The 10,134-nt window shown below is 71.9% G+C and carries 12 protein-coding genes; 5 read left to right on the top strand and 7 right to left on the bottom strand.

Annotated features, from left to right (window positions below):
- The first annotated feature begins 189 nt into the window (after positions 1 to 189).
- Positions 190 to 2,088 carry an acyl-CoA dehydrogenase family protein gene (locus tag QEZ54_RS35995; protein ID WP_281309270.1) on the top strand — a complete coding sequence of 633 codons (1,899 nt, stop codon included), beginning with the start codon at positions 190 to 192 and terminating at the stop codon, positions 2,086 to 2,088.
- A gap of 5 nt (positions 2,089 to 2,093) precedes the next feature.
- Here the strand turns inward: QEZ54_RS35995 and QEZ54_RS35990 are convergent, their stop codons facing one another.
- From QEZ54_RS35990 to QEZ54_RS35960, 7 genes are all read right to left on the bottom strand, one after another.
- Positions 2,094 to 2,705, bottom strand: coding sequence for a hypothetical protein (locus QEZ54_RS35990; RefSeq protein WP_281309269.1), 612 nt, complete (start codon positions 2,703 to 2,705; stop codon positions 2,094 to 2,096).
- A 51-nt stretch (positions 2,706 to 2,756) separates the two neighbouring features.
- Complete coding sequence (locus QEZ54_RS35985; protein ID WP_281309268.1) at positions 2,757 to 3,149, bottom strand: transcriptional repressor; 393 nt, start codon at positions 3,147 to 3,149, stop codon at positions 2,757 to 2,759.
- Positions 3,146 to 3,490: a metalloregulator ArsR/SmtB family transcription factor gene (locus tag QEZ54_RS35980; protein WP_281309267.1), complete on the bottom strand. Its 345-nt coding sequence runs from the start codon at positions 3,488 to 3,490 to the stop codon at positions 3,146 to 3,148. The genes QEZ54_RS35985 and QEZ54_RS35980 overlap by 4 nt, the downstream gene beginning before the upstream one ends.
- A 1-nt stretch (position 3,491) precedes the next feature.
- Positions 3,492 to 4,367, bottom strand: a complete 876-nt coding sequence (locus QEZ54_RS35975) for a metal ABC transporter permease (protein WP_281309266.1) — start codon at positions 4,365 to 4,367, stop codon at positions 3,492 to 3,494.
- On the bottom strand, positions 4,367 to 5,134 hold the full coding sequence (locus QEZ54_RS35970; RefSeq protein ID WP_281309265.1) for a metal ABC transporter ATP-binding protein: 768 nt from the start codon (positions 5,132 to 5,134) through the stop codon (positions 4,367 to 4,369). Before QEZ54_RS35970 ends, QEZ54_RS35975 begins: the two co-directional genes overlap by 1 nt.
- The gene (locus QEZ54_RS35965) at positions 5,131 to 6,045 is read right to left on the bottom strand and encodes a metal ABC transporter substrate-binding protein (protein ID WP_281309264.1); all 915 of its coding nucleotides are present in this window, start codon (positions 6,043 to 6,045) and stop codon (positions 5,131 to 5,133) included. Before QEZ54_RS35965 ends, QEZ54_RS35970 begins: the two co-directional genes overlap by 4 nt.
- 156 nt (positions 6,046 to 6,201) lie before the next feature.
- Positions 6,202 to 6,468 carry a hypothetical protein gene (locus tag QEZ54_RS35960; protein ID WP_281309263.1) on the bottom strand — a complete coding sequence of 89 codons (267 nt, stop codon included), beginning with the start codon at positions 6,466 to 6,468 and terminating at the stop codon, positions 6,202 to 6,204.
- A 125-nt stretch (positions 6,469 to 6,593) separates the two neighbouring features.
- Between QEZ54_RS35960 and QEZ54_RS35955 the strand changes: the two genes are divergently transcribed.
- From QEZ54_RS35955 to QEZ54_RS35940, 4 genes are all read left to right on the top strand, one after another.
- On the top strand, positions 6,594 to 6,917 hold the full coding sequence (locus QEZ54_RS35955) for an antibiotic biosynthesis monooxygenase (protein WP_281309262.1): 324 nt from the start codon (positions 6,594 to 6,596) through the stop codon (positions 6,915 to 6,917).
- A 60-nt stretch (positions 6,918 to 6,977) separates the two neighbouring features.
- Positions 6,978 to 7,478 carry a hypothetical protein gene (locus QEZ54_RS35950; protein WP_281309261.1) on the top strand — a complete coding sequence of 167 codons (501 nt, stop codon included), beginning with the start codon at positions 6,978 to 6,980 and terminating at the stop codon, positions 7,476 to 7,478.
- 163 nt (positions 7,479 to 7,641) lie between these two features.
- Positions 7,642 to 9,021, top strand: coding sequence for a glycine--tRNA ligase (locus QEZ54_RS35945; RefSeq protein WP_281309260.1), 1,380 nt, complete (start codon positions 7,642 to 7,644; stop codon positions 9,019 to 9,021).
- A 125-nt stretch (positions 9,022 to 9,146) separates the two neighbouring features.
- On the top strand, positions 9,147 to 10,097 hold the full coding sequence (locus QEZ54_RS35940) for an endonuclease/exonuclease/phosphatase family protein (protein ID WP_281309259.1): 951 nt from the start codon (positions 9,147 to 9,149) through the stop codon (positions 10,095 to 10,097).
- Positions 10,098 to 10,134: the final 37 nt, after the last annotated feature.

Raw genomic sequence — 10,134 nt, 5'->3', positions numbered from 1 at the left:
CCACTTTTCGTCCTCTGGATAGGCCAGCGTCAATGCTAAGTGCCGCCCGTCCCGCCCCACGTAACCGCAGTTTCCCGGAAAAGGCGGCGACGCTCACCCGCTCGTCCAGGTTTGGCGTCGAACGCTACCGATCAGTAGGTACGCGGCGGTAACTTGAAGTCCAGGGCGACAGACGACAGGGGTGTCGATATGACGACCACGCAGCGAGAGGTGAGCGCAGACCAGTCCCGGCAGGTGGCCGAGGCCGCCCGGGAGAGCCAGTGGCTCAAGCCGAGCTTCGGCAAGCAGCTGTTCCTCGGCCGGCTCCGGATGGACCTGATCCACCCGTGGCCCCAACCCGCACCCGACCCCGACGCCGAGCAGTTCCTCGCCCGGCTGGAACGCTACGTCAGCACCGAGGTCGACGGCGCCGCCATCGAGCGCGAGGCCCGCATCCCCGACGAGGTGTTCCACCGCCTCGCCGACCTGGGCGCCTTCGGCATGAAGATCGACCCCGCGTACGGCGGCCTCGGCCTGTCCCACCTCGACTACTGCCGCGCGCTGGAGCTGGCCGGCTCGGTCAGCCCCGCCATCGGCGCGCTGCTGTCGGCGCACCAGTCCATCGGCGTGCCGCAGCCGCTCAAGCTGTTCGGCACCGCCGAGCAGAAGCAGCGCTTCCTGCCGAGGCTGGCCGCGGGCGAGGTGTCGGCGTTCCTGCTCACCGAGCCCGACGTCGGCTCCGACCCGGCCCGGATGTCGGCCACCGCCACCCCGGTCGAGGGCGGCTACCGGCTCAACGGGGTGAAGCTGTGGGCCACCAACGGCACCGTGGCCACGCTGCTGGTGGTGATGGCGCTGGTGCCGAAGTCGGAGGGGCACCGGGGCGGCATCACCGCGTTCGTGGTCGAGGGCGACGCCGACGGGGTGACCGTGGAGCGCCGCAACGCGTTCCTCGGCCTGCGCGGGCTGGAGAACAGCGTCACCCGGTTCCACGACGTGTTCGTACCGGCCGAGAACGTCATCGGCGGCGAGGGCCGGGGCCTGAAGATCGCGCTGAGCACGCTGAACACCGGGCGGCTGTCGCTGCCCGCGATGTGCGTCGGCGCGGCGAAGTGGTCGCTGAGCGTGGCCCGGCAGTGGTCGGCGCAGCGGGTGCAGTGGGGACGGGCGGTCGGGCAGCACGAGGCGGTCGCCACGAAGATCGCGTACCTCGCGGCCACGGCGTACGGCATGGAGTCGATGCTCGACCTGTGCTGCATGCTCGCCGACGACGACCGCAACGACTTCCGCATCGAAGCCGCCCTGGTCAAGCTGTACGGCTCCGAGCACGGCTGGCGCGTGGTCGACGAGCTGGTGCAGATCCGCGGCGGGCGCGGCTACGAGAGCGCCGAGTCGCTGGCCGCCCGCGGCGAGAAGGCGATCGGCGTCGAGCAGCTGCTGCGCGACATGCGCATCAACCGCATCTTCGAGGGCTCGACCGAGATCATGCACCTGTTCATCGCGCGCGAGGCCGTCGACCAGCACCTGTCGGTCGCGGGCGCCCTGATCGACCCGAAGTCCGGCGTCGGCGCCAAGGCCAAGGCGCTCGGCAGCGCGGCCTGGTTCTACGCCCGCTGGCTGCCCACGCTGCTGGTCGGCCGGGGCACCTTCGGCGGGTACGGCTCCTTCGGCCGCCTGGCCAGGCATGTCCGCTTCGCCGAACGGGCCTCGCGCCGCCTGGCCCGGGACACGTTCCGGGGCATGGCCCGCTGGCAGGGGCGGCTGGAGCACCGGCAGGCGTTCCTGGGCCGGATCGTCGACATCGGCGCCGAACTTTTCGCCATCGCCGCGGTCTGCTCCCGGGCGACCGCATCCGGGCAGCGCGAACAGCTCGAACTCGCCGACGCGTTCTGCCGCCAGGCCCGCGACCGGGTGGCGGTGCTGCGCCGGGCGCTCTGGCACAACACCGACGCCGCCGACGCGGCCCTGGCCCGCCGGGTGCTCGACGGCGCGTACCCGGAGCTGGAGCAGGGGATAGTGCCGACGCCGACCGGGGGCGACTGGGTCGCCGAGTGGCACCCCGGCGCGTCCACCGCCCCCGACCTCCGCCGCCGCATCCCACCCCGCTGAGCGCCTTACGCCCGGGGGGTGCCGCGGAGGCCGAGGCGGCGCAGTTCGAGGGCGGCGAGCTGGTCGATCGCCGCCGGATCGCCCCGGCGCCAGCCGGCGACGACGCTGCTGTCCAGCGAGGCGACGCGGCGCAGCGGGGCGGTGGCCAGGGCGCGCAGGGCGAGCAGTTCGCTGCCGCTCTCGTACCGGCGCAGCTTGGCCGCCGTGCTCGCGGACCGGATCCAGGACAGCCGCAGCGGCAGCCACAGCGCCAGCGCGATCAGCACCGGCAGCCCGGCGGTCAGCCAGGCCAGCGCGGTGGCCAGGTCGCCGATGGCGGCCTGCTGGCTGCGGCCCGCCTCGGCGATGGTGGTGGCGGCCTTGGCGGCGTTGCCGAACGGCGCGCTGAGCTCGTCGCCGACCAGCGGGATGCCGTGCGCGCGGGCCTGCACCGAGGCGAGGTCGCCGGCCAGGCTGCTACCGGCGCTCTCCAGCTTCTGCCCGGGCACGGCCAGCTGCTGGACCAGGTGGTACAGCGTGACCGCCGCCCAGATCCACACCGCACTCCACACGATCGCGGCCGCGTCGGCGACGATCTGCCGGGTGAACCGCCACGGCTTCTCCGCATAGAGTTTCATGCCAGTATTGTGATCCGCCGACCCGGCCGGGAAACCCCTACCGCGCGAGCCTCAGGGGTTGGCACAGCCCCGGCAGGTTCCGAAGATCTCCAGCGTATGGCTGACGTCCACGAACCCGTGCTGCGCCGCCACCCGGTCGGCCCACGACTCGACCGCCGGCCCCGCCACCTCGACGGTACGGCCGCAGGAGCGGCACACCAGGTGGTGGTGGTGCCCGTCGGAGCAGCGTCGGAACAGCTGCTCGCCGCCCGGCGGGCGCATCACGTCGATGTCGCCCGCGTCGGCCAGCGCCTGCAGCGTCCGGTACACGGTGGTCAGGCCGACCCGCTCGCCGCGGTCGCGCAGCATCGCGTGCAGGTGCTGGGCGCTGTGGAAACCCTCCACCTCGGACAGCAGCGTGGCCACGGCCGAGCGCTGCCGGGTGTTGCGGGCGGGCGCGGTCACGGCCGCCCCTCTCCGGCGTGGGTGACGGCGTCGGCCACGATGTGCGCCACGTGCTCGTCGACCAGGGAGTACGCGATCTCGCGGCCGTGCCGCTCGGCGCGCACCACCCCGGCCGAACGCAGCACGCGCAGGTGCTGCGACACCAGTGGCTGCGTCACCTGCAGCCGGTCGACCAGCTCGTGCACGTGCCGGGGCCCGGTGGCGGCCAGTTCGGTCACGATCGCGATGCGCACCGGTGCGGCCAGCGCCCGCAGCAGCTCTCCGGCGCGCGCGTAGGACTCGGTGTGGCTCACGTCCCCCACGGTAGCCTCGTTCGCCGACAGGCTCCCAATCGCCCGCATTTCAGCAGTCAAGTGCGCACTCCGGCGGTTCGGCGCTCACCGGCGCGGGCGCGGGCCGCCGCAGCCGGCGCAGCACCGCGGTGACGGCCGCGACCCCGACGAACAGCGCGATGGCGGTGAGCACGATGGTCGCCCCGGTCGCGGTGTTGAATCCGGCCGAGATCGTGGTGCCGGCGCCCGCCGCGACCAGTCCACCGAGGATGGACAGGGCCATCGTGCCGCGGAAGCCGCGCGAGACCAGCTGCGCGGCGGCGACCGGGACCACCATCAGGGCGCTGATCAGCAGCAGCCCGACCGAGCGCATCGCCACGGTGACGGTGACCGCGGTCATCACGGCCAGCAGCAGGTTGAGCAGGCGCACCGGCAGGCCGGAGACCTTGGCGTACTCCTCGTCCTGGCAGATCGCGAACAGCCAGGGCCGCAGCCCGAGGGTCACCGCCAGCACGCACGCGCCCAGCACCCCCATCACGACCAGGTCGGTGGGGTTCAGGGTGAGCGGCGAGCCGAACAGGTACGCGGTCAGGTTGGCGTTGCTCTTGCCCGGCGCGAGCTGCACCAGGAACACGCCGCCGGAGATGCCGCCGTAGAACAGGATGGCCAGCGCCATGTCGCCGGAGGTGCGGCCGCGTTCGCGGATCAGCTCGACCGCGACCGCGCCCAGCGCCGACACGATGATCGCGGTCAGCACCGGCGACGCGCCGGTGAGCAGCCCGACGCCGACGCCGGTGAGCGCGATGTGGCCGATGCCGTCGCCGATCAGCGACATCTTGCGCTGCACCAGGTAGATGCCCAGCGACGGGGCGATGAGCCCGGTGATCAGGGCGCCGATCAGCGCGTACTGCATGTACTGGTGGGACAGCACGTCGAAGAGGTTCATCAGCGCGACCCCCAGATGCTCGGCGGATCCTGGGGCCCGTGCGGGTGCACGTGGTCGTGGTGGGGGTCGGCGTGGTGGCCGGTCGGGTGGGGGACCGCGCCGTCGTGCGCGATCACCCCGTCGTGTACGACCACCGCCCGGCTGATCACCGGCTGCAGCGGCCCGAGCTCGTGCGCGACGAGCAGCACGGTGCCGCCGCCGGTGACGAAGTCGCGCAGCGCCCGCGCGAACGCCTCCTGCGAGGCGGCGTCGACCCCGGCCGTCGGCTCGTCCAGCACCAGCAGGTCGGGCTGGCCGGCCAGGGCGCGGGCGATCAGAGTGCGCTGCTGCTGGCCGCCCGACAGCGACGCGACCGGGTCGTGCACCCGGTCGACCAGGCCGACCGCGGTGAGGGCGTCGGTCACGGCGCGCGTGTCGCCGGAGCGGCGCGGCCGCAGGAAGCCGCGCGCAGCCAGCCGCCCCGAGGCGACGACCTCGCCGACGGTGGCGGGCACGCCGCCTCCGGCGCCGAGGCGCTGGGGTACGTACCCGATGCGGTGCCACTGGCGGAAGCGCCGCCGGGGCACCCCGAACAGGGTGACCTCGCCGGAGGCGAGCGGGACCAGCCCGAGGGCGGCCCGGACCAGGGTGGACTTGCCGCTGCCGTTGGCGCCGAGGATCGCCACGACCTCGCCCGCGCCGACGGACAGGTTCACGTCACGGAGCACGGGGCGGTCGTCGTAGGCGACCGCCCCGTGCTCGACGGTGAGAACCGGTAAGGAGTTCATGCACAGCCCAACGCGGCACGGAGCGCTTCGAGATTGGTACGCATCACCGACAGGTAGTCACCCGTGCCGCCCTCGGTCAACCCCTCCAGCGGGTCGAGCACCGCCGTCTTGGCGCCGACCTCGGCGGCCAGCGTCTCGGCGACCTTCGGCGACACCAGCGTCTCGAAGAAGATCGTGGTGGCGCCCAGCCGCTTGGCCTCGGCGGCCACGGTCGCCAGCTGCTGCGGGGTGGGCTCGGTGTCGGGGGTGAGGCCGGACAGGGCGATCTGCGTCAGGCCGTACCGGTCGGCGAGGTAGCCGAAGGCGGCGTGGCTGGTGACGATCTCGTGCCGCTGGCACTGCTTGAGCCCGGCAGCGTACTCCCCGTCGAGCTTGGTCAGCTCCTGCAGCAGCGCGTCGGCGTTGTCGGCGTAGTCGGCGGCGTGGTCGGGGTCGAGCTGCGACAGCCTGCCGGAGACGGTGCCCGCGATCGCGGCCAGGCGGGTCGGGTCGAGCCACACGTGCGGGTCGGGCGCGCCGGCGTCCTCGGTGGCGCCGCGGTGGTTGGCGCCGGTGGCGGGCGGGGTGACCGTGGACACGTCCAGGTCGTGCCCGGCGGCGTTCTGCCCGACGGCGTCGTCGAGCTGCGGCTGGACGCCCTTGAACCGGATCACCAGCTTCGCGTCGGAGATCTCGCCGATCTGGGACGGCTTGAGCTCGATGTCGTGCGGCTCGGCGCCGGGCTGGGCCAGGTTGGTGACCTTGACGTGGTCACCGCCGATGCGCTCGGTCACGAACTGCAGGGGGTAGAAACCGGTCACGACGGACACCTTGCCGTCGTCGCCCGAGGTCCCGGAGCAGGCCGCCAGGGCGAGCAGCAGCACAGTGGCGGCGCCGCCGACGGCGGCGCGGCGCAGGGATCGGCTCAACATGAATCCCACTGTGGCTGAAAATGAGAACGATTGTCAAAACCGCATAGATGCATAACGTGGTATGCCCAGCGTGCGGGGCCGATGATCACGCAAGTTGCCGGGCAATCGGGCGATCGAAGCTCTCGCTTCCGCCCGGTTGCCCGGCAACTCGAACGATCAAGGGGTGAGGCGCAGCGCGGCGGCGAGGACGAGCAAGGCCAGCACCACCACGCGCAGCACCCGGGTGGAGCGCGGCTGCACCCGCCAGGTGGTGGCCAGCAGCGCGGCCAGCGCACAGGCGAGCAGGAGCAGCAGCACCCCGCTGTACGGCGCGGGCAGCAGCAGCGCCAGGGCCAGCACCGCGAGGGTGCCCAGGAAGGCGGGCAGCCGTCCGATCCGCGCCAGCCGGTTCAGCAGTGAGTTCTGCGGCACAGGCTCGACCACGTGTTCTCCAACCTCGTCAGCGCCGTCAGCGGCGTCGGGCGTTAAGAAGGGGCCCTTCCCCTACGGAGAACGATAAGAAGGGACCCTTCCTTACCTCGGGGGCGGGGGGCCTTAGGCTGCGGAGTGTGCTGATGTTCAACCGGTTCGTGATCACTGAGGATGTGGACGGCTTCGTCGTGCGGGCCCACGCCGCGCTGGCCGCGCTGGCCGCCCGCCCCGGGTACGTGCGCGGCGAGCTGACCCGGTCGCTGGACGAGCCGGAGCACTGGTGCCTGCTCACCGAGTGGGAGAGCGTGGGGGCCTACCGGCGGGCGCTGGGCGGGTTCGACGTCAAGGTCACCGCGACGCCGCTGCTGGCCCAGTCGCTGATGGAGCCGTGCGCGTACGAGTCGCTGGCCGCGGCCGAACCCGGCGGCGAGGTCGTCGCCCGCGCGAGTGACCGGGCCTGATCAGCGCGTGATCAACCGCGCGGGAGCGGACTGCGGCACCTACGCAATATGATCGCGGCCATGACGGAGATGTCCGCGTCCCCCGCGGTGCCGCCGGGCCCCGGGGCCCGACCGCCGTTCCCGGCCGCGCCGACCGAGGGCGGCGGCACCCGGCTGGGCTGGGGGCTGGGCATCGCCGCGCTGCTGCTGGTGCTGTGCTGCGGCGGCGGGCTGGTGGCCGGCACGGGCATGCTGGCCACGCAGGTGGAGGCGTTCAACGAGCAGGCCCGGACCAAGGTCGCCCACTACCTCGACGCACTGCGCGACCACGACTACGAGAAGGCCTACGACCAGCTCTGCGACGCCGAGCAGAAGCAGCTCGACCTCGACCGGTTCACCCGCCGTGAGCAGACCCGGCCCGAGCAGGTGAAGTCGTACGAGCTGGGCAAGGTCTCGTTCAGCGGCGCCGACCTGGAGCTGCCGGTCGACGAGGTCTACACCGACGGCACCAGCGAGCAGGTCGTCTACTACCTGGTCCAGGACCGCAGGACGGCCCAGTTCGAGGTCTGCGGACGCGGCTGAGCGGGGCGCGACCGGCGCCGGGCACCCCGGGCCTGTGCAGTAGCGTTAACCGGATGCGGGTCACCGTACGTGACCCGTAGTGTCTTGATCGTCGTGCGGGTGCGCCCCGCCGACCTCCGCCGACAGCCAGCCGGCGGCAAACTCCAATGGAATGGAGCCCGAAATGCCCGCGGACCGGATCGACTCCGTCGTAAGCCTGGCCAAGCGCCGGGGTTTCGTCTACCCGTCGAGCGAGATCTACGGCGGCACCCGCTCGGCCTGGGACTACGGCCCGCTCGGCGTGGAGCTGAAGGACAACGTACGGCGCCAGTGGTGGAAGACCATGGTCCAGCAGCGCGACGACATCGTCGGCCTGGACTCGGCCGTCATCCTGTCCCGCCAGGTCTGGGAGGCCTCGGGCCACCTGGAGGCGTTCGTCGACCCGCTGACCGAGTGCACCAGCTGCCACAAGCGGTTCCGCGCCGACCACCTGGAGGAGGCGTTCCTGGCGAAGAAGCCGGGCGCGACCTTCGTGCTCTCGGACCTGAACTGCCCCAACTGCGGCAACAAGGGCGTGTTCACCGAGCCGCGCATGTTCAACGGCATGATGAAGACCTTCCTCGGCCCGGTCGAGAGCGCCGAGGGCGTGCACTACCTGCGCCCGGAGACCGCGCAGGGCATCTTCGTGAACTACGCCAACGTCGCGACCAGCGCGCGCAAGAAGCCGCCGTTCGGCATCGCGCAGGTCGGCAAGAGCTTCCGCAACGAGATCACCCCGGGCAACTTCATCTTCCGTACGCGTGAGTTCGAGCAGATGGAGATGGAGTTCTTCGTCGAGCCCGGCACCGACGAGCAGTGGCACGAGTACTGGCTCGAGCAGCGCTGGAACTGGTACCTCGACCTCGGCATCTCGCCGGAGAACCTGCGGCTGTTCGAGCACCCGAAGGAGAAGCTGTCCCACTACTCCAAGCGGACGGTGGACATCGAGTACCGCTTCAAGTTCGGCGGCACCGACTTCTCCGAGCTGGAGGGCATCGCCAACCGCACCGACTTCGACCTCACCACGCACAGCAAGCACTCCGGCGTCGACCTGTCCTACTTCGACCAGGACAAGGGCGAGCGCTGGATGCCGTACGTGATCGAGCCCGCGGCCGGTCTGACCCGCGCCGTGCTCGCCTTCATGCTGGAGGCGTACGACGAGGACGAGGCGCCCAACACCAAGGGCGGCGTGGACAAGCGGACGGTCATGCGCTTCGACAAGCGGCTGGCGCCGGTGAAGGTGGCCGTGCTGCCGCTGTCGCGCAACGAGCAGCTCTCGCCGAAGGCCCGTGAGCTGCAGAAGACGCTGTCGCTGCGGTGGAACGTCGACTTCGACGACGCCCAGGCGATCGGCCGCCGCTACCGCCGCCAGGACGAGATCGGCACGCCGTACTGCGTGACGGTCGACTTCGACACCTTGGAGGACAACGCCGTGACGGTCCGTGATCGTGACTCGATGGCGCAGGAGCGGGTGTCGCTGGACCGGCTGGAGACGTACCTGATCGAGCGCCTGCCCGGCTGCTAGATCCACTCTGAACTGGCAGAAGTCCCCGCGAACCGGACGGTTCGCGGGGACTTCGCAGCCGGGGCGAGACCGGTCCCGGGCAGATTCCGAGTTTCATTCGAGTCGGGCCCGGTAACATACGGACAGTGACCACCATCGAGATCGAAAAGGTGAAGGGCGTGCCTCCGGCCAAGCGACGGCCCTGGCGGGCGGCCCTGGTCGGCGCGGCGGCGGTGCTGCTGGCGCTGTTCCTGGCCGGTCACCGGTTCGTGCCCAACTGGCACGGGGTCGGCAGCATCCTCGACACGGTGGCACCCGTCTTCGGCCTGGCGATCCCGGTGCTGGTGGTGCTGGCGCTGCTGGCCCGGTCCTGGCGCGCGCTGCTGGTGGTCGCGCTGCCCGCCGTGATCTGGGCCGCGATGTTCGGCCGGGCGCTGCTGCCCCCGCCGGGCGGCCCGGTCGACCTGCGCGTGGCCAGCCAGAACCTGTACGCCGAGAACCCGGACCCGGCCACCACCGTCACCGCCCTCACCGCGGGCGCCCCCGACCTGCTCGCGCTGCAGGAGGCCAGCGGCGGCACGCTGGAGTCGGTCGCCGAGGGCCTGTCCGGGCAGTACCCGTACAGCGCCCGCCGCTCGACGGTCGCCCTGCTCAGCCGCTACCCGATCGCGACCGTCTCCGACGTGGACACCGGCCTGGACTGGGTCCGCGCGCTGCGCGCCATGGTGCGCACCCCCAAGGGCGAGGTCGCCGTGTACGTGGTGCACCTCGGCTCGGCCCGGGTCAACGACACCGCCACCCGCGACCGCACCGTCGACATGCTGGCCGAGGCGATCCGCTCGGACAGCGCGCAGCGGGTCGTCGTGCTCGGCGACTTCAACACCGCGACCACCGACCGCGCCATCGCGCCGCTGACCGACCAGCTGGCCGACGCGCAGGCCGACGCGGGCTGGGGCTTCGGCTTCACCTGGCCGTCCACGCTGCCGTTCATGCGCCCTGACCAGGTGCTCTACCGTGGACTGACGGCGACGGAGGCGGGGGTGCGCCGCACCCCGGGCACCGACCACCGCGCGGTCACCGCGGGCTTCGCATTCTGAATCGTGCCGACAACGTGACTGAATCTCTTATCGGGAC

Origin of the sequence: Catellatospora sp. KI3 (assembly GCF_029948125.1) — a bacterium.
Classification (GTDB): domain Bacteria; phylum Actinomycetota; class Actinomycetes; order Mycobacteriales; family Micromonosporaceae; genus Catellatospora.
This window is presented reverse-complemented; position numbering and strand designations above follow the sequence as displayed.

Coding starts and splice junctions, on each gene's coding strand:
- QEZ54_RS35975 (WP_281309266.1), bottom strand. CDS start 4,367: ATGAACCTCTTCGACGTGCTGTCCCACCAGTACATGCAGTACGCGCTG.
- QEZ54_RS35970 (WP_281309265.1), bottom strand. CDS start 5,134: ATGAACTCCTTACCGGTTCTCACCGTCGAGCACGGGGCGGTCGCCTAC.
- QEZ54_RS35950 (WP_281309261.1), top strand. CDS start 6,978: ATGACGGAGATGTCCGCGTCCCCCGCGGTGCCGCCGGGCCCCGGGGCC.
- QEZ54_RS35995 (WP_281309270.1), top strand. CDS start 190: ATGACGACCACGCAGCGAGAGGTGAGCGCAGACCAGTCCCGGCAGGTG.
- QEZ54_RS35980 (WP_281309267.1), bottom strand. CDS start 3,490: ATGCGGGCGATTGGGAGCCTGTCGGCGAACGAGGCTACCGTGGGGGAC.
- QEZ54_RS35990 (WP_281309269.1), bottom strand. CDS start 2,705: ATGAAACTCTATGCGGAGAAGCCGTGGCGGTTCACCCGGCAGATCGTC.
- QEZ54_RS35945 (WP_281309260.1), top strand. CDS start 7,642: ATGCCCGCGGACCGGATCGACTCCGTCGTAAGCCTGGCCAAGCGCCGG.
- QEZ54_RS35965 (WP_281309264.1), bottom strand. CDS start 6,045: ATGTTGAGCCGATCCCTGCGCCGCGCCGCCGTCGGCGGCGCCGCCACT.